Annotated in this window: 16 protein-coding genes; 11 read left to right on the forward strand and 5 right to left on the reverse strand. The window is 69.4% G+C overall.

The genetic code is table 11. The features are described 5' to 3' along the window. Positions 1-44 precede the first annotated feature (44 nt). Genes OG607_RS02250 through OG607_RS02260 form a run of 3 tightly spaced genes read right to left on the reverse strand, consistent with a single transcriptional unit; the run spans position 45 to position 3,152 of the window. Positions 45-1,328, reverse strand: a complete 1,284-nt coding sequence (locus OG607_RS02250; protein ID WP_405718010.1) for an ABC transporter substrate-binding protein — start codon at positions 1,326-1,328, stop codon at positions 45-47. A 55-nt stretch (positions 1,329-1,383) separates the two neighbouring features. Then, positions 1,384-2,205, reverse strand: a complete 822-nt coding sequence (locus OG607_RS02255; protein WP_405718013.1) for a carbohydrate ABC transporter permease — start codon at positions 2,203-2,205, stop codon at positions 1,384-1,386. Beyond that, a complete protein-coding gene (locus OG607_RS02260) occupies positions 2,202-3,152 on the reverse strand; it encodes a carbohydrate ABC transporter permease (RefSeq protein ID WP_405718016.1) in 951 nt (316 codons plus the stop codon). The genes OG607_RS02255 and OG607_RS02260 overlap by 4 nt, the downstream gene beginning before the upstream one ends. A gap of 322 nt (positions 3,153-3,474) precedes the next feature. Here OG607_RS02260 and OG607_RS02265 point away from each other — a divergent pair, with 322 nt between their 5' ends. The 6 genes from OG607_RS02265 to OG607_RS02290 all read left to right on the forward strand — a co-directional run bounded on the left by OG607_RS02265 (position 3,475) and on the right by OG607_RS02290 (position 8,408). Beyond that, on the forward strand, positions 3,475-4,518 hold the full coding sequence (locus OG607_RS02265) for a LacI family DNA-binding transcriptional regulator (protein WP_405718018.1): 1,044 nt from the start codon (positions 3,475-3,477) through the stop codon (positions 4,516-4,518). Between the two features lie 181 nt (positions 4,519-4,699). Continuing rightward, complete coding sequence (locus tag OG607_RS02270; RefSeq protein WP_405718021.1) at positions 4,700-5,830, forward strand: ABC transporter substrate-binding protein; 1,131 nt, start codon at positions 4,700-4,702, stop codon at positions 5,828-5,830. 81 nt (positions 5,831-5,911) lie between these two features. After that, on the forward strand, positions 5,912-6,406 hold the full coding sequence (locus OG607_RS02275) for a MarR family winged helix-turn-helix transcriptional regulator (RefSeq protein WP_405718023.1): 495 nt from the start codon (positions 5,912-5,914) through the stop codon (positions 6,404-6,406). 122 nt (positions 6,407-6,528) lie between these two features. After that, positions 6,529-7,146 carry a DsbA family protein gene (locus OG607_RS02280; RefSeq protein ID WP_405736491.1) on the forward strand — a complete coding sequence of 206 codons (618 nt, stop codon included), beginning with the start codon at positions 6,529-6,531 and terminating at the stop codon, positions 7,144-7,146. A 42-nt stretch (positions 7,147-7,188) separates the two neighbouring features. Beyond that, the gene (locus tag OG607_RS02285; protein ID WP_405718026.1) at positions 7,189-7,995 is read left to right on the forward strand and encodes an MBL fold metallo-hydrolase; all 807 of its coding nucleotides are present in this window, start codon (positions 7,189-7,191) and stop codon (positions 7,993-7,995) included. Positions 7,996-7,997: 2 nt separating this feature from the next. Beyond that, positions 7,998-8,408 (forward strand): nuclear transport factor 2 family protein, encoded by a 411-nt coding sequence (locus tag OG607_RS02290; RefSeq protein ID WP_405718029.1) that lies wholly within the window; start codon positions 7,998-8,000, stop codon positions 8,406-8,408. Positions 8,409-8,868: 460 nt separating this feature from the next. On the opposite strand, the gene OG607_RS02295 is transcribed toward OG607_RS02290, so the two are convergent. Next, on the reverse strand, positions 8,869-10,911 hold the full coding sequence (locus OG607_RS02295; RefSeq protein ID WP_405718031.1) for a TIM-barrel domain-containing protein: 2,043 nt from the start codon (positions 10,909-10,911) through the stop codon (positions 8,869-8,871). A gap of 124 nt (positions 10,912-11,035) precedes the next feature. Further along, positions 11,036-12,094 (reverse strand): LacI family DNA-binding transcriptional regulator, encoded by a 1,059-nt coding sequence (locus OG607_RS02300; RefSeq protein ID WP_405718033.1) that lies wholly within the window; start codon positions 12,092-12,094, stop codon positions 11,036-11,038. Positions 12,095-12,393: 299 nt separating this feature from the next. Here OG607_RS02300 and OG607_RS02305 point away from each other — a divergent pair, with 299 nt between their 5' ends. Genes OG607_RS02305 through OG607_RS02325 form a run of 5 tightly spaced genes read left to right on the forward strand, consistent with a single transcriptional unit; the run spans position 12,394 to position 20,561 of the window. After that, positions 12,394-13,659, forward strand: a complete 1,266-nt coding sequence (locus tag OG607_RS02305) for an extracellular solute-binding protein (RefSeq protein WP_405718036.1) — start codon at positions 12,394-12,396, stop codon at positions 13,657-13,659. Between the two features lie 26 nt (positions 13,660-13,685). Further along, the gene (locus OG607_RS02310) at positions 13,686-14,678 is read left to right on the forward strand and encodes a carbohydrate ABC transporter permease (protein WP_405718039.1); all 993 of its coding nucleotides are present in this window, start codon (positions 13,686-13,688) and stop codon (positions 14,676-14,678) included. Then, a complete protein-coding gene (locus OG607_RS02315; protein ID WP_405718042.1) occupies positions 14,675-15,505 on the forward strand; it encodes a carbohydrate ABC transporter permease in 831 nt (276 codons plus the stop codon). The genes OG607_RS02310 and OG607_RS02315 overlap by 4 nt, the downstream gene beginning before the upstream one ends. Before the next feature lie 57 nt (positions 15,506-15,562). Further along, positions 15,563-17,341, forward strand: a complete 1,779-nt coding sequence (locus OG607_RS02320; protein WP_405718044.1) for an amylo-alpha-1,6-glucosidase — start codon at positions 15,563-15,565, stop codon at positions 17,339-17,341. Positions 17,342-17,372: 31 nt separating this feature from the next. Further along, on the forward strand, positions 17,373-20,561 hold the full coding sequence (locus OG607_RS02325) for an RICIN domain-containing protein (RefSeq protein ID WP_405718046.1): 3,189 nt from the start codon (positions 17,373-17,375) through the stop codon (positions 20,559-20,561). Positions 20,562-20,625: the final 64 nt, after the last annotated feature.

The raw sequence follows: 20,625 nt of genomic DNA on the forward strand, positions 1-20,625 counted from the left end.
TCACACCTTCGTCCCTTCGGTGTCGGACGTGTTCCAAGCAGCGGTCAGGAACCGGCCTTGTAGTCGGCGTCCATCTCGTCGAGGAGTTTCTTGGGCGTGGACTGTCCGCTGAAGATCTCCTGGAGGCCGCTGAGCATGGTCTGCTGGACCTTGGCGTTGGGCCAGAGCTGGTCCATGAACGGGACGGTGCGGTCCGAGCCGACGAACTTCGAGAGTTCTGCCAGCGACGGGTCCACCACAGAGCCCGTGTCGGGCAGGGAGGGCAGGCCGCCCTGCTTCTTGACGAACAGGTTCATGCCCTGGGGCGACATCACGAAGTTCACGAACTTCAGCGCCAGGTCCTTGTTCTTCGCCTTGGCGTTGACGCCGTAGCCGGCGCCTGCTGCCGCCGGGATGAGCGTCTCGGACGGAGTGTCGGTGGCGGGCAGCGCCTTGAGGGTGAACGTGCCCTTCGGGTTCTTCTGCTTGAGCAGGGCGATCACCCAGTTGCCCTGCACGATGCCGAGCGTCCTGCCGGTGGCGGCGAGTGCCTGGCTGGCTTCGTAGTTGGTGCCCAGCGGGCTCTTCTGGAAGCAGCCTGTCCTCTCCATCGTCAGGTACTTGTCCAGGGCAGTGGTCCACGGCGACTGCCCGAAGGTGACCTGGCCGGCCTGCATCTTCTTGTCGAAGTCGCGGTCGTGGCCGTAGACGGTCGTGGCGACCAGCGCGTACAGGACGAGCTGGGTCACCCAGTTGTCCTGGTTGCCCAGCGCGAAGGCCGGGGTTCCCTTGGCCTTCGCGGCCTTGCAGAAGGCCAGCAGCTTCGTCCAGGTGTCCGGCGGGGTGAGCCCGGCCTTCGCCATGGCCTGCTGGTTGTAGACCGCGCCGATGCCGTTCTGCCCGAAGATCGCGTTGTACGTCTTCCCCTCGTACTGGGCGACGCTCTTGATGGCGTCCGGCATTTTGGCAGCCCAGGGCTGATCCGAGAGGTCTCGCAAGTACCCCGGTCCGGCCAGGACGTACGTGGCGCCGGGGTTGCCGTTGCCGGGCCAGACAGACATCACGTCGGGCGCGGTACCCGAGGACAACTGGGTGCGGATCTGCTGCTGGTACTGGTCGGCACCGCTGGTGGTGTAGCGGACCTTGACACCCGGGTTGGCCTTCTCGAACGCCTTCACGACGTCCTCGACCGAGCCCTGGTCGACCGAGGCCAGCGTCAGTGTCCTGGAACCGCCACCGCCACCGCCACCGCCACCGCCCGAGCCCGCCTTTGTGCCGCCGCTGCACGCGGCCAGCACGGCTACGGACGTCACCGCGGCGACCAGGACCGGGAGTTTGCGTGTCTTCATGAAGTCCCCCTCGGGGAAGAGCCACCGGGCATGAGGGACGGGTGAGCCTCGCGTGTCATCCGCGCAGCCCTCCCGCGAAGCCGTTGATGATGCTGCGCTGCAGCAGGAAGTAGACGAGCAGGACCGGCAGGACGCTGATCACCAGCGCGGCGAAGATGAGGTTCCAGTCGGTGACGTACTGGCCGACGAAGCCGGCGATCGCGACCGGCATGGTCTGCTGGGCGCTGCCGCTGAGGTACAGCAGAGGGGTGAAGAAGTCGTTCCAGACGGCGACCGCGTTGAGCACCAGGGCCGTCACCGTGACCGGTTTGAGCATCGGCAGGACCACGTACCGGAAACCCTGCAGCGGTGTGCAGCCGTCGATCAGGGCCGCGTCCTCGAAGTCGCGGGGCAGTGCGCGCAGGAAGCCGACGTAGAGGAAGACGGTGAACGGCACCTGCAGGCCGGAGTAGAAGAGGACCAGCGCCCACGGGGTGCCGAGCAGGCCGAGGTCGCGCATGGTCTGGTAAAGCGGCAGCGAGGCGAGCTGGAAGGGGAGGACGAGGCCGAGAAGGAAGCCCAGGTATGTTCCTCGCGACCAGCGAGCCGTGACGCGCGCCAGCGGGTACGCCGCCAGCGACGAGACGGCCAGCACGACAAGGACACTGCACACCGTCACCAGCACGCTGTTGCCCAACGCCCCGCCCAGCGCGCCCTGTTGCCAGGCCTGGGTGAAGTTGTGCAGAGTCGGCGAGGTGGTCGGACTGATCGGCGACGACGTGTCCGACGCCGGCCGTACGGCCAGGTTGACCAGGATGTACACCGGGAAGCCGACGAACAGGGCGACAGCGATCATCGCCAGTTCCAGCACGAGGGTACGGCGGCGGTAGCGGTTCATGATGCGGCCCTCTCGTTGCGGGACAGTACGAGGTACTGGCCTGTGGAGAAGACCGCCACGACGATCGTGAGGACGACCGCGAGCGCGATGCTGTAGCCGAACTCGCCGAGCGTGAAAGCGTCCTTGTAGATCAGCGTCGAGAGGGTGTCGGTCGCGTGCCCCGGCCCGCCTCCCGTCAACGCGTACACCTGGTCGAACAGCTTGATCCCGCCGATGATCGACAGCATGAGGTTGATGGTGAAGGCCGGCGCCAACAGCGGCCGGGTCACCGACCAGAAGCGCCGTACGGGACCCGCACCGTCGATGGCAGCCGCCTCGTGGACCTCCTTGGGCACCGACTGCAGCCCGGCCAGGAAGATGACCATCGAGTAGCCCGCGAACTGCCAGACGATCACTCCGACCACCGCCCACAGAGCGAGCCGCGGACTGCCCAGCCAGTCCTGCCGCCAGGCGTCCGGACCAACCGCGCCCAGCAGGCTGTTGACCGCACCGTCCGGGCCGAGCAGGTTGCGCCAGAGGTAGGCGGTCACGATCGGGGTGATCACGGCCGGGGCGAAGAGGAACACCCGGAGCACGTTGCGGGACTTGATGGCCGAGTTGACCCCGAGGGCCAGCAACAGGCCCACCCCGTTCTGGACGACCGTGATCGACACGGCGATCAGCAGCGTGTGCCAGACCGCCTGCACCGCGTCGGCGTCGCGGAACATGTCCGAGAAGTTGCCGAGGCCGACAAAGGAGAAGTGGGGATCCAGACCGTCCCAGTCGGTGAACGCGTAGTACACGCCGCGAATGCTCGGCACCAGGACGACGAAGGCGAACAGCAGCAGCGCGGGCAGCGCGAACCACCAGGGCGGGGTGGTGCGCGCCCGCCGGACCCGTGCAGCCGCCGGTTGTGGATCCGGAGGCCGGTCGTGGTCCGGGAGTTGCTCGTGCGGGGCGAGGGTCACCGACGGGCCTCCTGTCTTGAAACGATTCAAACAGATCGCTGAACAAGAGCTTCGACCGACGTGGTGCCGAACCGTCCGCCGACTTCCGCGTATGGGGCGGTGTGGTCCGACGCCGAGTCCGGGCGGCCCGGGATGGCCTGTGGGTAACGTTGCCCAACGGGTGTGCCAGACCCTAGAGAGCGGCCCGCGTGACGTCAAGATGCCGCACACACTGCCCGATTGTTACGACGGTGCGGGAAGCACGGCTGCGACAGTGCCCGCTGGGCCGCGATGTCCGTCCGTACACTCGACGACAACGTTTCCCGGAGGGGGAGGGAGCAGGATGGAATCGTCGGCACGGCCTCGTCGCGTCACCATCATCGACGTCGCAAAGCACGCCGGGGTCTCGACGACCGCCGTGTCCAAGGTGCTGCGCAACGCCTACGGAGCCAGCCCGGAGATGCAGACGAAGGTCCGACGTGCGATCGACGAGCTGGGCTACCGGCCGCACGCGGGTGCCCGGGGCCTGCGCGGGCAGACGTACACCATCGGCGTGATGCTGCCCGACATCCGCAACCCGTTCTTCCCCGAGATCCTCGACGGCGTCACCGCCTCGCTGGAGAACACCGAGTACCAGGTCTTCCTGGGGCCGGGCTGCAACGGCGAGAAGGAGGAGGCCCGCGTCACCGAGGCGATGATCGACCGCGGCATGGACGCCATCATCCTGGTCGCACCGGTGTCGTCGCGCGCCCACCTGGAGAGTGTCGGCACCGCGGTGCCGACCGTCGTCATCGGCCGGCACGGCACCTCTCCGGTGTACGACACCATCGCCGACGACGACATCGAGGGCGCGGCCCTGGTCGTCGCCCACTTCGCCGGGCTCGGACATCGTCGGATCGCCCACATCGAGCACAACGAGACCGACCCGACACGCCTCATGGAGATGCCCAACGCCCTGCGCGCCGACGGATATCGGCAGGCCATGCGGGCGCACGGGCTGGAGGAGTGGATCGACGTGATCTCCACCAGCTACACGCAGGAGGGCGGTTACCGGGGCGCGCGCGAGCTGCTGGCCCGTCCCGCTGCCGACCGCCCCACGGCCGTCTTCGCCGGGGCGGACATCGTCGCCATGGGCGTACTCGAGGCGGTCGCCGAGGCCGGGCTGTCCGTTCCCGGCGACCTCTCGGTGGCCGGCTACGACAACACCACGTTCGCCGCGTTCGGCCCGATCTCCCTCACCAGCGTCGACCAGGCGGGCCACGAGATGGGCAAAAACGCCGTACGACTCCTCCTGGAACGGATCGCCGACCGCGGCCGCCCGTCGACCAAGGTCATCCTCTCCCCCACGCTGGTGCCGCGCCGGTCCACGGCGCGGCCGTCGGAGTGAGGCGTCAGCGCCGAGCTGCGTAGGGGACGTTCAACCATTCGATTGAATGTTGGATTTCAGGTTTGGAAAACGTTGCCCATCCACGGTGACGGCGCCAGGATGGGGGCGCCCGATGCTCATGACCGTGCTCAGGTTTCGGGCTGCTTCACCACCACCCCCTACCCGGAGAGGCCTCCTCAGCGTGCCCAGCTTCAGCAGACGAAATGTCCTGGCCACCGGCGCCGCCCTCGGCGTCGGAGCCCTCGGCGCCACGGCGCCTTCGGCCGCGGCCGCCCCGGCGGGTTTCCGCGGTGCGGGCGGACGTGAGGAGACGCGTACGCTCGACGAGCTCTACAAGACCGCACTCGCGGAGGGCGGCAAGCTCGTCGTCTATGCCGGCGGCGACACCCCCACCCAGCAGGACGGCACCAAGGCGGCCTTCAAGGCCCGCTTCCCGGAGATAGACCTCACGCTGATCGTGGACTACAGCAAGTACCACGACGTCCGCGTCGACAACCAGTTCGCCACCGGCACCCTCGTCCCGGACGTCGTCCAGTTCCAGACCCTTCAGGACTTCGACCGCTGGAAGCAGCAGGGCCGCCTGCTGCACTACAAGCCGGCCGGCTTCTCCAAGGTCCACGACGCCTTCAAGGATCCGCAGGGCGCCTGGGTGGCCACCGGAGCGATCGCCTTCAGCTTCCTGTACGACACGGCGACGGCCGGCTCGAAGACGCCGCTCACCCCGCTCGACCTGGTCGACCCGAAGTGGAAGGGCAGGATCGCCTCGGCCTACCCGCACGACGACGACGCGGTCCTCTACCTGTTCACGCTCTACGCCCGCACGTACGGCTGGGACTGGGTGGCCAGGTTCGCGGCGCAGGACGTGCAGTTCGGGCGCGGCAGCAACTCGCCGGGCGACGCCGTCTTCGGCGGACAGAAGACGATCGGCGTCGGCACCGCGGGGTCCGCGGTCGGTTCTTCACCCGTCACGTTCGCCATCGGCGCCGGGCACCCGTTCATGGGCTGGGGACAGCGCACCGCGATCCTCGATCAGGCCAGGAACTCCACGGCCGCCAAGCTCTTCCTCAACTGGCAACTGTCGACGGAGATGCAGAACGGATCCTTCAACGGCTGGTCCGTCCGCACGGACATCACCCCACCGGCGGGCCTGAAGCCGCTCTGGGAGTACCCCAACGCCCACGTGGACGGCTTCCCCCGCTTCATGGCCGACCGTGCCGCGGTCGAGCGCTGGAAGCAGACCTTCGCCCTGTACTTCGGCGAGGTCAAGGGCGACCCCACGCCCGGCTGGCTCGGGCTGCACCCGGGGGCGTAGCAGCTGTGTCCGCGGTCGCACCGGCCCTCCAAGGCATGATCGGTACGGTGGTACCGGGACGACCAGAGGGGCGGCGCGACCATGGGCGAGCAGACGGAGATCACGACGGCGAAGGAAGCCGCAAGCCACGAACTCATCCTGGCCTTCGGCCGGCTGCAGGGCGCGGCCAACCGGCTGGAGTACATCCTCGGCCGGGCCCTCGAGGTGGAGTGCGGCATCAGCCATCTGATGTTCGAGGTGCTGCTGATCCTGGGCCGGACGGGCGAGCCGGGACTCTCCATGCGAGCCGTCGCCCAGGAGCAGGTACTGACGACGGGCGGCGCAACGCGGCTGGTGGACCGCATGGAGGCGGCCGGGCTGGTCGAGCGCGCGGAGGATCCGGACGACCGGCGCGGGCGGCTGGTGCGGCTGACCGCGGTGGGCGAGGAGACGGTCGTACGCGCGTCCCGGGTGCATCTCGAGAACATCAAGCGGTACCTCGTGGACCCCCTGCCCGCGGCGGACCGGAAGCGGTTCGCGGAGGATCTCCGGATCCTCAGCCACACGGCTCGGGACCTGCTGCCCCGCCTGCCCTGAGCTGCGGACCAGGGAGTGTGTCCCACCTCACAAGCATGGAGAAATATCTGACACGTCAGTTACTGTTTTGTCAGATGAATCGCTCGCAAGAGGCGGGCGCCACTCCCCTGCCGAGGTCTTCCATGAAGCTCGTCTACGTCTTCGACGCCTACTGCGGCTGGTCGCACGGGTTCTCCGAAACACTGAGCGAGGTCGGCTCCCGCCACCCCGAACTGCAGGTCGAGGTCGTCTCCGGCGGCCTGTTCACCGCGTCGCGTCGCGTACCGATCCGCGAGTTCGGCTACGTCCAGGGCGCGAACGCCAAGATCGCCGAGCTGACCGGCGCCGAGTTCGGCGAGGCGTACGAGCGGCTGATCGCCGACGGCTCGTTCGTGATGGACTCCGAGGCCGCCGCGCGCGGTGTCGCCGCCCTGCGCCAGGCCGCTCCGGCCCGTGCGGCCGAGCTGGCCGCGACGCTGCAGCGGGCCTTCTACGTGGACGGCCTCAGCCTCTCCGACCCGGCGACCTACCGGAAGGTCGCCGAGCAGGCCGGACTGGACGCCGACGCCGTGGTCGCCGCCTTCGAGGCGTCCGAGGTGCGGGTGGCGGCGGGCGCCGACTTCCACCGGGCCGCCTCGCTGGGTGTCACCGGCTTCCCCACCCTGTTGGCCATCGACGGCCACTCGGTCACTCCCCTGGCCCACGGCCACGCCACCGCCGACGAGGTCGACCGACGGCTGGCGACCCTTCGTACCCCCTGAACTTCCCCCGTCCCCACCCCCTCTCCCCTCAAGGAGTCATCCATGAGCACCCTCTCCTTCAAGGTCCTCGACCTGGACTTCCCGGCCGGCAGCAAGAACAAGACCGCCACCCTCGTCACCGGCGAGAACGAGGCCCTGCTGGTCGACGCCGCCTTCACCCGCGCCGACGGCCACCGCCTCGCCGCCGAGATCCTCGACTCGGGCAAGAAGCTCACCACCGTCTTCGTCAGCCACGCCGACCCCGACTTCTACTTCGGCGCCGAGGTCATCGCCGACGCCTTCCCGGACGCCGTCTTCGTCGCCACCCCGATCGTCATCGAGCACATCCAGCACTCCTACGAGGGCAAGCTCAAGGCATGGGCCGCGCTCGGCCCGAACTTGCCGACCCGCCTGGTCGACCTGCAGCCGCTGACCGGCGACCTCACCCTGGAGGGCCACCGCTTCGAGCTCAAGGGCGGCCCGGCCGGCCTGCCCGACCGCCACTACCTGTGGCAGGCCGAGCACCGCGCCCTCCTCGGCGGTGTCCTGCTCTTCCAGCAGGAGCACGTCTGGGTCGCCGACACCGCCACCCCCGGCGACCGCGCCGCGTGGATCGACCTGCTGGACGAAATGGCCGCCCTCGACCCGCAGCTCGTCGTGCCGGGCCACCGTCTGCCCGACACCGCGGCCGACGCCTCCGCCATCACCGCCACCCGCGACTACCTCCTCGCCTTCGAGGAGGAACTCGGCAAGGCCGCCGACGGCGCCGCCCTGACCGATGCCCTCGTCAAGCGCTACCCCGACAACGGCATGCTGATCGCCGCCCAGATCGGCGCGAAGGTCGCCAAGGGCGAGATGAAGTGGGGCTGACCATGACCGACTTCGCGACCTCCACCGCCCCTGCCGACGTCGTACGACGCCAGTACCTGGCCTCCGCGGCCGGCGACCTGGAAGCCCTGCGCGCAACTCTCGCCCCCGACGTGGAGTGGAAGGAGATGGCCGGCTTCCCGCTGGCCGGCACCTACCGCACCCCCGACGGCGTGACCTCCAACGTCATGGAGAAGCTCGGGCAGGACTGGGAGGGCTGGGCGGCCCACGACGACACTTACGTCGTCGACGGCGAGAACGTCGTCGTCCTCGCCCGCTACACCGCGTCCAACAAGGCCACCGGCAAGCCGATCGACGTCCGCGTCGCACACCACTTCGTCGTACGCGGCGGGCTCATCGTGCGCTTCGAGCAGTTCGTCGACACCGCCCTCGTCCGCGAGGCCATGAGCGACTGAGCGGTTCCGGCTCCGGTTCCGGCGGCGGAGCCCGCTCTTCGCCGCCGGAACTCAACGCTGGTGACTAACATGACAGCCTTCGCCAGGAACCAGTGGTACGTCTGACGCACCTTTCTGACCTGTGCTTCTGCGGGGCGGACCGGCTGTGACCTGCTAGGACGGGTTGCAGAGGCGATCGGAGGCAATCAGAGGACGTCTGCCTCCCCCCGGAGCCAGGCATACGAAAGCCTTAAGAAGGAGGTGCGGTCCTGAGGGGCCGGGCAGAGTGGGTCTGGTCCGGGGAGCCGGGTGTGGCTGATGCGAAAGTGCCCCCACGACGGTCTCAGGCCTGATCGCACAAACGAGCGCAGCAGGTTGTGCGGGTCCCAGGTCGCCTTCGCCCGCTCCAGCCGGGCGTACTTCGCGGGGTCCCGGCGCGCGGTCGGCTGGGGCAACGGTGGAGCGTGGCGGGCGCGCCGGGTCAGGGCAGGAATGCGGCGGCGACCGCCGCACCTTCGCGGACGAAGACCGGGATGCGCTCCAAGGGCGCCGGAACGTCGGCGAGTTCGACGCCGCCCGGGTGAACCTCTCCGGTGGCGGTGTCGGTCCAGCGGGCGCGACCTGGCAGGTAGACCGGGCGGGCACGGGCTCCGGCCTCGGTGACCGGAGCGACCAGCACGTCGGGGCCAAGCAGGAACTGGTCCTCGACGTCCCAGGCCCGCGCGTCGTCGGGGAAGCCGAAGAAGAGCGGCCGCATCGCCGGCGCGCCCTCGCGGTGCGCCTGCTCCGCCAGCTCGTGCAGGTAGGGGCGCAGCCGTTCGCGGAGCCTGAGGTGTTCGCTGAGGATCGGGTACGCCTGCTCGCCGTAGGACCAGACCTCGTTGGGGCCTCCGGTGATCTCCGCCGTGAAGGCCTGGTTGGGCGCCCGGTCGCCGTGCAGGCGCATGACCGGGCTGAAGGTCCCGTACTGAAACCAGCGGACCAGCAGTTCCTGATACTGAGGGTCGGCGGGGTCGCCGCCCTGGAAGCCGCCGATGTCGGTGTTCCACCACGGGATCCCGGACATCGCAACGTTGAGCCCGGCCGGGATCTGCTGGGCCAGCGACGCGAAGGTGGTTGCGATGTCACCCGACCAGAGCGAGGCGCCGTACCGCTGGCTGCCGGCCCACGCGGAGCGGGTCAGGCTGAACGGCCGCTCCTCTCCGGCCTCCCGCAGTCCCTCGGCTACGGCGCGGGCCTGCCAGACCCCGTAGAGGTTGCCGACCTCTACGCCGGAGCCGGCGCCGTAGACCGCGCGGGCCGCCAGCTCCGGGGGCAGGTCGGGTTCGCTGGCGTCCAGCCAGAAGGCGGCGACGCCGAGCCCGTGGTAGTGCGCGCGCAGTTGTTCCCACAGGTGCCGGCGGGCGGCGGGGACGGACGGGTCGAGGTAGGCGGTGGGCTGGTGGTCGGCCCCGTGCCCGCGGGCCGGCCAGGGGAAGGTGAGCGGCCCGCCCCGGCTGTCGGCTACGAGGTGCCCGGCGTCGTGCAGCGCCTGGTAGTTGGTGCTGGTGGGCTCCACAGTCGGCCACACGGAGACGGCAAGCCGGACGCCGAGCGCGCCGAGTTCCTTGACCATGGCCTCGGGGTCGGGCCAGTCGGTGGGGTCGAAGTCCCAGTCGCCCATCCGGGTCCAGTGGAAGAAGTCGCAGACGATGACGGAGAGCGGCAGCCCCCGCTCCTTGTACTCGCGGGCGACGGCGAGCAGTTCGTCCTGGGTGCGGTAGCGGAGCTTGGACTGCCAGAACCCGGACGCCCAATCGGGGATCAGCGGCGGGTGCCCGGTCGCGTCGGCGTAGCAGGCCATGATCTCGGCGGGGGTGTCGCCCGCGGTGATCCAGTAGTCGATCTGGCGGGCCTCGTCGGCGACCCAGCGGGTGGCGTCCGCGCCCAGTTCGACGCGGCCCACGGCCGGGTTGTTCCACAGCAGGCCGTAGCCGCGGGAGGAGTGGAGGAAGGGGATCGCGGCGACGGTGTTGCCCTGGACCAGGTCGACCACGAGTCCCTTCTGGTCGAGTCGGCCGTGCAGGTGCTGGCCCAGGCCGTGCAAGCGCTCGCCCGGGTAAGCCTCGAAGCTCTGCGCGAGCCGGTAGCGCCTCTCCCCCAGTGGCGCGTGCACGCGGGCCGACGGATACCAGGTGTAGGGGCGCTTGTCCGCCAGCAGTTCGCGGCCGGTGGCGGTGCGCAGGAAACGCAGCCTGCCGTCGGCGCCGGCCTCGACCGTGAGCCGCCCGTTGACGATCCGGGCGGTCCCGTCCGGGTGAACGCTCACCGTCGGGGCGGCGCCCGGCGGCGGGCCGTCGAGCGCGCCCGGCAGCGCCGGGTCGATGCCCTCGAGGCTGCGCCCGGCGACCGCGTCGTCCAGGCCTTGCAGGGCACGGGCACGGGCACGAACCCGGACCGCGTGCGGCCCCCACGGCTCAATGACCAGGACCTCATACGGGGTGCGCCGTTCCAGGACGCCGTCCTGCTCGGTGTAGAGAGTCATTGCTCGGGGATTCCTTGTCCGTTGCCGTATCGATCGATCACGAGACAGGCAGGCGGGCCGGCACCGATCGCGGGGGTCTGCTGCATGACGAGTCCGTCTGCACAGCGCGAAGGGCCTGCCGTCTTCAGTCCGAAGCGCTGGCAGAGGCGGGGCGACCCGCTCCGGTTCGCGGGCGCAAGGGGGCGCGGGTGGTGCTGGAGCGGAGTGAGATGGGTGGGGCGAGCAGGATGTGCCGGGGTTCGGTGGAAGGCGCCTGAATGCGTTCGCCGAGGAGCGTGACGGCCTTGGCTCCCATCTCGTGTGCCGGTACGTCGGCCGCGGTGAGCGGGGGTCTGAAGTCCTCCGCCCAGCGGCGGGCGGCCACGCCGGTGATGGAGAAGTCCTCCGGTACGCGGATGCCGGCCTCGCCCAGGGCGTGCTGGATTCCGGGCAGGGCCGCCTCGTTGATGGTGACGATCGCGGTGATGTCCGGTTGGTCGCGCAGCAGTTCGCGCATGCACGCCTGACCGGAGCGTGCGTCGTCGCCGCACGGCTGGTCCACGCCGCGCAGGCCGCGTTCCAGCAGCCCGTCGGTGAAGCCCTGTTTGGCCCGGTGGCCCGGTCCGTAGCCCGAGGCGACGAGTTCGGGAGACCTGTTGATGAGGGCCAGGTGGGTGTGCCCCAGGTCGGCCAGGTGGTGGACGGCACTGCGGATCAGGCCCGCGTAGTCCACGTCGATCCAGCACATCTGCTCGTCGGCGGCGGTGTGCCCGATGCCGACGAAGGGCAGCCCGGCCTGTTGGAGCCGGCTCACCCGGGAGTCCTCCAGGCGGATCTCCATCAGGATCACCCCGTCGACGCGGCCCTCGGACAGCAGGCGTTCGAACGACCGGTCGTGATCGCCCCCTGAGGGCGACAGCAGTACGTCCAGGTCCACGAGAGCGGCGGCTTCCACGACGCTGGCCACGAAGTCGAGCTGCATGTGGGTGAGCTGCCGGCTGGCCGGGGGGATGACCAGGCCGATGGTGCGACTGCGGCCCTCGGCGAGGGCGCGAGCCGTGGCGTTGGGGCGGTAACCGAGTTCGTCGATGACGTCCTGGATGCGCTTGCGGGTCTGCGGGGAGACGGCACGTTTGCCACTGAGGGTGTACGAGACGGTGCTGCGCGACACCCCGGCCCGGCGCGCGATCTCTCCGATGTTCATGTGCTCCCTACACCTCCGGCTACCACCGTACGCAGTATCCGATGCTTCGAATCGGTTCGCCATCCTACTACCCACCGATGACGTCGGCATGCTGATCAGAATCTCCTCCGGGGCACCCCCTGGCAGGGCAGAAGGGGAAAATTGCCGCGCCATATGTCTTGACCGGGCGTGGCGACGGACCTACCGTCCTGTCGAACCGGTTCGCGGAACCGGTTCGACACCGAACGGCAACACAGCGGCGTCCACGGCGCCTGTGTGCTCCACGCCCTGCGACGGTGCAGGGACCGAAGGGATCCACCATGAACAGATCCACCCTCCCCGGCAAGCGGCGGTACCCCCGGCGGCTGATCGCCGTGTCGCTGTCCGTTGTGGCAGCCGTGGGCGGCATCGCCTCGTGCAGCGCCTCCCCCACGAGCAGCTCTTCCGCCGGCGGCGGGACGTACACCGTCTGGGACCCCTACCCGCAGTTCGACAAGACCTCGGACTGGGCGAAGCTGATCGACAGCTGCGGCAGCAGGGCCGGGGTCACGATCAAGCGGACCGCGTTCGACACGTCCGATCTGACGAACAAGGAACTGCTCGCTGCCCAGCAGGGCAACTCCCCGGACGTGCTGATCGTCGACAATCCGGTGGTCTCCACCCTGGCGGAGGCCGGGGTGCTCACCACCACGGCGGAGAACAAGCTCGACACCTCGTCGGTGGAGCCCAACCTGCTCGCCGCCGGCACCACCTCCGGCAAGGTGTACGGGACGCCGATCGGCGCCAACACCCTCGCGCTGTACTACAACAAGCAGGTCCTGACGAAGGCCGGCGTCGACATCGCCTCCGTCAAGGACTGGAACTCGCTCACTGCCGCCCTGACCAAGGTCAAGAAGACGGGCAAGAAGGGCATCACCTTCTCCGCGATCGGCACCGAGGAGGGCAGCTTCCAGTTCCTGCCGTGGTTCTGGGGCTCCGGCGCCCAGCTCACCGACCTCGGCTCCTCCGACGCCGCCTCCGCGCTGTCGCTGTGGACCGGCTGGGTCAAGAAGGGCTACGCCCCGAACTCGGTGATCAACAACACCCAGACCACCAGCTGGCAGGAGTTCGCCACCGGTGACTTCGCCTTCGCCGAGAACGGCACCTGGCAGCTGGCCAATGCTGAGAAGGCGGGCTTCGAGTACGGCACCATCGCCGTCCCCGCCCGCAACGGCGGCACCGCAGCCGCGCCCACCGGCGGCGAGTTCGTCACCGTCCCCGTCCAGAAGGACGACGCGCGCTACGCCACCTCGGACAAGCTCGTCTCCTGCCTGACCAGCGCCGAGAACTCGTACACCACCGACACGACGCTGTCCTACATCGCACCGACCAAGACGGTGCAGGACAAGCAGGTCGCCGCCGATCCGAAGCTGAAGACATGGGTCCAGGCCGTGCGCGCCGCCAAGGGACGCACCAGCGACAACCTCGGCACCAAGTATCCCAAGATCTCCGAGCAGTTGTGGGGCGCCGTCCAGTCCTCGCTGACCGGCTCCAAGACCCCCGAAGCCGCGCTGTCGGCCGCCCAGTCCGCCGCGTCCGGCAACTAGGGCCCTAGCTGAGGACCGAACCGCCGATGAACAACACCGCCCAGTTGCCGGAGGCAGGATCGGTGCGCGACCGGGGTGCGACGGCTACGACTGTGGCACCCCCGGCCCGCCCGACGCGCCGCCCGGAGCGGCTCAGACCCCGGTCGCGGCAGTGGGCGGCCTGGGGCTTCCTCGCCCCGGTGGTGCTCTACCTGGCCGCCTTCTACGCCTACCCGCTGTACCGGAACATCGACCTGAGCCTGCGCGACTACACGGTGCGCTCCTTCGTCCAGGGCGACGCGCCCTTCACCGGCCTGGCCAACTACCGCAAGGTACTGGCCGATCCGACGTTCGCGCCGGCGCTGACCCACACGGTCGTCTTCACCGCCGGGTCGCTGTTCTTCCAGTACGCCATCGGCCTGGGCCTGGCGGTCTTCTTCCACCAGAACTTCCGGCTGTCCGCGACGCTGCGCGGGCTGTTCCTGGTGCCGTGGCTGCTGCCGCTGATCGTGTCCGGCTCCACCTGGGCCTGGATGCTCAACAGCGACTCGGGCGTGGTCAACGCCGTACTGCACGGCATCGGCATCGCTCCGCAGAACTGGCTGACCTCCCCCACCTGGTCCCTGGCCTCGGTCATCGTGGCCAACATCTGGATCGGCGTCCCCTTCAACCTCGTGGTCCTCTACAGCGGGCTCCAGGCCGTCCCGCCCAGCCTCTACGAGGCAGCCGCCCTGGACGGGGCCGGCCCCTGGCAGCGGTTCCGGCTGATCACCTTCCCGTTGCTGCGCCCGGTCTCCGCGATCACTCTGCTGCTCGGACTGATCTACACGCTCAAGGTCCTCGACATCATCTGGATCATGACCAAGGGCGGTCCCGCCCGCTCCTCGACCACCCTCGCCACCTGGTCCTACCAGCTCGGCTTCGGCAATCTGCTGCCCTCCTTCGGCCCCGGCGCGGCCGTCGGCAACCTCCTCGTCCTCATCGCCCTGGCCTTCGGGCTGGTGTACATCCGCGTCCAGCGAAAGCAGCAGAACTCATGACCGCCGCGAAGCCCACCGCGCGTTCCTGGTGGAAGACCCTGTTCGGGGTGCTGGTCACGGCCGTGATGCTCTTCCCCGTCTACTGGATGGTCAACGTCTCCTTCACCCGCGACCAGGACACCCGCAAGTCCCCGCCCGACTGGTTCCCCCTGCACGGCACGACGGAGGGCTACCGCGCCGTCCTGCACGACCAACTGCCGTACCTGGGAACGAGCCTGGTCATCGCCCTGGGCACGGTCGTGCTGACCGTGGCACTGGCCGCCCCGGCCGGATACGCCCTGGCCAAGCTGCGCCCGTACGGCGGCGGCCTGCTCAGCTTTCTCCTGCTGGCCGCCCAGATGATCCCCGGGATCATCATGGCGATGGGCTTCTACGCCATCTACCTCAGCCTCGGCGTCCTGCAGACCGTCCCCGGGCTGATCCTCGCCGACTCCACGCTGGCGGTGCCTTTCGCGGTGCTGATCTTCACCGCGTTCATGTCCGGCATCCCCGGCGAGCTGCTCCAGGCGGCCACCATGGACGGCGCCGGCCACCTGCGCACGTTCCGGTCCATCGTGCTGCCGATGAGCCGCAACTCCATCGTCACCGTCTCGCTGTTCGCCTTCCTGTGGTCGTGGTCCGACTTCGTCTTCGCCAGCACCCTGGACGGCGGCGGTGCCCATCAGCCGATCACGCTTGGCATCTACCACTACATCGGCAACAACAACCAGCAGTGGAACGCGATCATGGCCACCGCCGTCATCGCCTCCCTGCCCGCCGCGCTCATCCTCGTCCTCGCGCAGCGCTACGTCGCCGCAGGCGTCACGACCGGAGCGGTCAAGGACTAAGGCCTGTCCGACCCCGCTCCCGTCCCGCCCCTTCCTCCCTGAATCGAGTACGTATCGATGCCCCCCACCACCGACGGCCCGGCCTTCGACATCCGTGACATACCGTTCAGCCACTTCGGGTCCTGGTTCGGCATCTCCCCGGTCATCGCCCAGCACGTCAGAGCGGACGACCTGCACCTGGTCTCCCACCAGACCGGCCTGCACCCCGTCCTGCGCCTGACCCCCGTCACGCCCGGAAGCGGACACCGCGCCGACACCCACTGGCGCGCCGGCCCCGCACGACTGGCCTGGACCGGAGCGGACGGTACGAGCACGATCGAGGCCGTCTACGAAACCCCCGACACCCTGCGGCTCCGCGGCACCGGCCTGGGCCTGTCCATCACCCCGGCGGACGCCACGCTGACCCCGTTCACCGGCTGCTACTTCTTCCGCGACCCCGTCGACGGCTCCCACGTCTTCACCTCCTACGAAACCGGCCGGCGCTACCGCGTCACCGTCCTGGCGGGAACGGCCACGGACGTCACCGGCGCCGAGGCCCTCGGCGGCTCACCCCGGGCACTGACCCTGACCGGCGACAGCACCACGGCCTCCTGGGAGGCCGCCGTCGAGGAACTGGACAGCGCCCGGCCCCCGTACACGAGCGACGTGTCCCACCCCGAGCTGGTCCACCGGGCCCAAACGGCCTTCCGGACCTTCGCCGATACGGTGGCCCCCTGGCGGTCGGAGCAGACCCCGGCCGCCGAACTGGCCGCGTACGTCCTGTGGTCGGCGACGGTCCGGCCCACCGGGTTCCTGCGCCGCCCCGCCGTGCTGATGTCCAAGCACTGGATGGACAAGGTCTGGAGCTGGGACCACTGCTTCAACGCGCTCGCCCTGGCCCCCGGTGCCCCGGACCTGGCCTGGGACCAGTTCCAGCTGCCCTTCGACCACCAGGACGAGAGCGGCGCACTGCCCGACTCCGTCGCCCACTCCGAGATCCTCTACAACTTCGTCAAACCGCCCATCCACGGCTGGGCCCTGCGCCGCCTCCGGCAGTTCCTCGGCCGCCCGCTGGAATCCCGCGAACTCGAACAGGCCTACCGGCGGCTGACCCTCTGGACGGACTTCTGGCTCACTGCCCGCCGTGTCCCCGGCAGTGCCCTGCCCCACTACCACCACGGCAACGACAGCGGCTGGGACAACGCCACCACCTTCGACCCCGCGCGCGTCGCCGTCACCGCCGACCTCGCCTCGGTGCTCATCCTCCAGCTCGACGAACTCGCCCGCCTGGCCGCCGAGCTGGGCCTGCCGCAGGACGCCCGTCGCCACGCCCAAACCGCCGACGCCATCCAGGAGGCCCTGCTGCGCGAGCTGTGGAACGGCGAGCGCTTCCTGAGCCGACCGGCGCACGGCGGCCCCCTCGCCGCGAGCGCCAGCCTGCTGGACCTGATGCCCATCGTGCTGGGCGACCGCCTGCCCCCGCAGGTCAGCGACCGTCTGGCCGCACGGATCGAAGCACACCTCACCCCGCACGGCCTGGCAACCGAACACCCCGACTCGCCCGCCTACGAACCCGACGGGTACTGGCGCGGCCCCATCTGGGCCCCCGCCACCGTACTCATCGAGGACGGCCTGCGCCGGGCCGGGCACGTCCGGCTCGCCGACGAGATCAGTGCCCGCTTCCGCGCAATGTGCGAGACCTCCGGCTTCGCCGAGAACTTCGACGCGCTCACCGGCCAGGGCCTGCGCGACCGCGCCTACACCTGGACCGCCAGCAGCTACCTCCTGCTCGCCCGCGACCACCTCAGCCGGGTGGAGGCCGACACCGCCACCGGCGCCGTCTCCACCCACGCCTGACCCACCCCGCATCCCCGAAGGGACTCAGCACATGCCAGGAATCGGGCAAAGGCGCTCGACCACGAGACGCCTTCTCCAAGGCGTCACCAAAGCACTGCTCGCGCTCACTGTCATAGCGGGCGCCACCACCATGGCGACGCCGGCCTCCGCCGCCACCCCCACCCTCACCGTCGACCTGGGCACCAGCACCGGGGCCTTCCGGGGCGGCGCCTCCGGAGCGCTGTACGGCCTGTACGGACCGCAGGTGCCGACCAACAACCTCATCGAGGGCATGGGGCTGAAGACCACCAACACCAAGTACCAGGACGGACAGCAGCACCCCGGCTCGGACGCCCTGGAGATCGCTGAGCCCTTCGTCGACAGCGGCGGCGGGGACATCCTCATCTACATGACGGACGTCTACCGCGCCGGCTACGAACGCACCAGCTACTCGGCCTACCAGGCGACCATGAAGACCCAGGTCGAGCAGGCGATGGCCAGCCCCTACGCGAGCCACATCGTCTTCATCCCGTACAACGAGCCCGACCTGAACTGGTTCAGCGGCATGCGCACCAGTTCGACGGCGCTGGCCGCCTTCAACGCCGAGTGGCTGCAGACCTACAACTTCATCAAGGCCATCTGGCCCGCCGCGCGGCTGGCCGGGCCGAACGTCTCCAGCTACACCACCTCCGCCCTCAGCGGCTTCCTCACCTACTGCAAGGCCAACACCTGCCTGCCCGACGTCGTCACCTGGCACACCCTGGGCAGCCCGGCGGACGTGCGCAGCACCGTCGACGCCTACCGCGCGGCGGAGACCGCCGCGGGGATCACCTCCCCGATCACCGTCAACCTCAATGAGTACGCCCACCGCTACCACCTCACCGACCCCGGTCAGATGGTGCAGTGGATCTCGGCCCTGGAGGACGAGAAGGTTGACGGGAACCTGCCCTACTGGAACATCAACGGCAACCTCGGCGACTCCGCCGCCGCCCAGAACACCCCCAACGCCCAGTGGTGGCTCTACAACTGGTACACCGCCATGAGCGGCAACACCGTCAAGGTCACCGGGGCGGCCTCCGACGCCGCCTACACCCTCCAGGGCCTGGCCAGTCTGGACACGGCCAAGAAGCAGGCCCGCGTGATCCTCGCCGGGGGCGGCACCAGCGGCGCCTCCAACACGGTCATCCAGAACATCGACCCCGCCGTCTTCGGCAGCACCGTGCACGTCAGCGTCCTCCAGGACCGCTACAGCGGCTACATCGGCGCGGCGGCCACCCCGACCCGGCTCTCCGACGCCGACGTCACCGTCGCCTCGGACGGCTCGATCACCCTCCCCATCACCCTCGACGCCATGTCCGCCTACGAGGTCATCGTCTCCCCCGGCGGCACCGGCAGCACCACCGCCTCCGACAGCACCTGGTCGGCCGGCTACGAGGCCGAGAAGGCCACGCTCAGCGGCAGCGGCTACAACATCAACACCGAGGGCACCACCGGCAACGTCAGCAAGTTCGCCACCTCGGGTACCAAGGACGTCGGCGGCCTGCGCACCGGCTCCACCACCGTCATCTCCTTCCCCGTCACCGTCCCCACCACCGGCGACTACAACCTGTCGGTGTTCGGCAACAGCTACGCCAAGGACGCAGACGTCAAGGGCCCGACGAACGTGTACATGCGTGTCGACGGCGGCGCCTCGACCGAGGTCGACATCCCCGTGGGCTTCCAGTGGGTGGTGTGGGGCCACAGCGACACCACCGTGCACCTCACCTCCGGCAGCCACACCATCACCCTGGCCACCACCGGCGACAACAGCGCGGCCACCGTCGGCGACGCCATCATCGACAAGATCGACCTCCAGTACCAGGACTCCACCGTCCAGGGCACCACTCTTTACGAGGCCGAACAGGCCGCCCTGTCCGACAGCGCCACCGCCACCTACACCTCCCAGGGCCAGTCCGGAGCCGGCGCGGCGAACCTCACCACCGGCAAGTCCGCCACGTTCTGGGTCTACTCCGCCCGCGACGGCTACGCGGACCTGACGACCCGCTACCGCAACACCGGCCAGGCCACCCTCACCGTCAACGGAGCGACCGCCAACGACCAGACCCTCGCCGGCGCGACCCCCGACGCCTGGTACACCGCCACAAACCGCGTCTACCTGGACTCCGGCATCAACAAGGTCAAGGTGACCGGCACCAGCGGCACCCTCGCCCTGGACGACCTGGCCGTCACCCCGTTCAGCGCCACCGACCCCGTCACCACCGGCAACGTCGTCACCTACCAGGCCGAGGACGGCACCCTCGCCGGCACCGCGGCCGCCGACACCACCTACACCCAGGCCAACGGCGGCGTCGTCACCGGCATCGGCAACGGAACCGCCAACTCCCTCACCCTCAGCGTCAACGCCCCCACAGCCGGCACGTACGCCATGACCATGCGCTACGCCAACGCCGAGGAACTGCCCTCCAACCACTACAACCCCGACCTGTACGCCGAGCACGCCGACGTCAGCGTCAACGGCGGCGACGCCACCCGCGTCAACTTCGCCAGCACCCTGCACTGGAACCAGTTCGCCACCTACACCGTCCCCGTGACCCTCACCAAGGGCACGAACTCGGTCAAGTTCACCGCCTCGCAGCTCTACAACTACGACGGCACAACCATCGGTCTGGTCTACTCCGGAGGCGGCACCGACATCGGACAGCCCATGCGCTCCAGCTCCGCGCCCCACCTGGACGAGGTCTCCTTCGCACCCCAGAGCCTGCACATCGGCGCCTCGACCGGCTTCTCGTCCACGGCCGTCGCCCAGCACAGCTCGCTCTGCCTCGTAGACCCCGCCCGGTCCACCGCCGACGGCACCCAGTACCAGCAGAACACCTGCGGAAGCGGCCAGGAGCAGATCTTCGACTTCCACCCCGTCACCGGCACGATCGACACCTACAGCGTCGTCAACCACTCCAGCGGAAAGTGCCTCGACATCTCCGCCTACTCGACGTCCAACGGGGCCGCCGTCCAGCAGTGGACCTGCCACGGCGGCACCAACCAGCGGTTCGCCCTCCGCGCGGTGACCGCGCTCGGCAACAGCCACGACTACCAGCTCGTCGCCGCGAACAGCGGTAAGTGCGTCGACGTCAGCAACATCTCCACCACACCCGGCGCCCTCGTCCACCAATGGTCCTGTGACGCGGCCAGCGCCCTGACCACCAAGAAGAACCAGATCTGGCGGCTCGCCGGGAAGGACTGAACCACAGACCCGAAGCCCACCTCGTGATCCCGCATCGGCCCGTCGGCGCAACCCGCCGGGCCGA

It is taken from the genome of Streptomyces sp. NBC_01537, assembly GCF_045040445.1.
GTDB lineage: Bacteria > Actinomycetota > Actinomycetes > Streptomycetales > Streptomycetaceae > Actinacidiphila.

Excerpts from the sequence above, each read along its gene's own strand:
- OG607_RS02250 (WP_405718010.1), bottom strand. The coding sequence starts at position 1,328 with ATGAAGACACGCAAACTCCCGGTCCTGGTCGCCGCGGTGACGTCCGTA.
- OG607_RS02255 (WP_405718013.1), bottom strand. The coding sequence starts at position 2,205 with ATGAACCGCTACCGCCGCCGTACCCTCGTGCTGGAACTGGCGATGATC.
- OG607_RS02265 (WP_405718018.1), top strand. The coding sequence starts at position 3,475 with ATGGAATCGTCGGCACGGCCTCGTCGCGTCACCATCATCGACGTCGCA.
- OG607_RS02275 (WP_405718023.1), top strand. The coding sequence starts at position 5,912 with ATGGGCGAGCAGACGGAGATCACGACGGCGAAGGAAGCCGCAAGCCAC.
- OG607_RS02280 (WP_405736491.1), top strand. The coding sequence starts at position 6,529 with ATGAAGCTCGTCTACGTCTTCGACGCCTACTGCGGCTGGTCGCACGGG.
- OG607_RS02285 (WP_405718026.1), top strand. The coding sequence starts at position 7,189 with ATGAGCACCCTCTCCTTCAAGGTCCTCGACCTGGACTTCCCGGCCGGC.
- OG607_RS02290 (WP_405718029.1), top strand. The coding sequence starts at position 7,998 with ATGACCGACTTCGCGACCTCCACCGCCCCTGCCGACGTCGTACGACGC.
- OG607_RS02295 (WP_405718031.1), bottom strand. The coding sequence starts at position 10,911 with ATGACTCTCTACACCGAGCAGGACGGCGTCCTGGAACGGCGCACCCCG.
- OG607_RS02300 (WP_405718033.1), bottom strand. The coding sequence starts at position 12,094 with ATGAACATCGGAGAGATCGCGCGCCGGGCCGGGGTGTCGCGCAGCACC.
- OG607_RS02305 (WP_405718036.1), top strand. The coding sequence starts at position 12,394 with ATGAACAGATCCACCCTCCCCGGCAAGCGGCGGTACCCCCGGCGGCTG.
- OG607_RS02310 (WP_405718039.1), top strand. The coding sequence starts at position 13,686 with ATGAACAACACCGCCCAGTTGCCGGAGGCAGGATCGGTGCGCGACCGG.
- OG607_RS02315 (WP_405718042.1), top strand. The coding sequence starts at position 14,675 with ATGACCGCCGCGAAGCCCACCGCGCGTTCCTGGTGGAAGACCCTGTTC.
- OG607_RS02320 (WP_405718044.1), top strand. The coding sequence starts at position 15,563 with ATGCCCCCCACCACCGACGGCCCGGCCTTCGACATCCGTGACATACCG.
- OG607_RS02325 (WP_405718046.1), top strand. The coding sequence starts at position 17,373 with ATGCCAGGAATCGGGCAAAGGCGCTCGACCACGAGACGCCTTCTCCAA.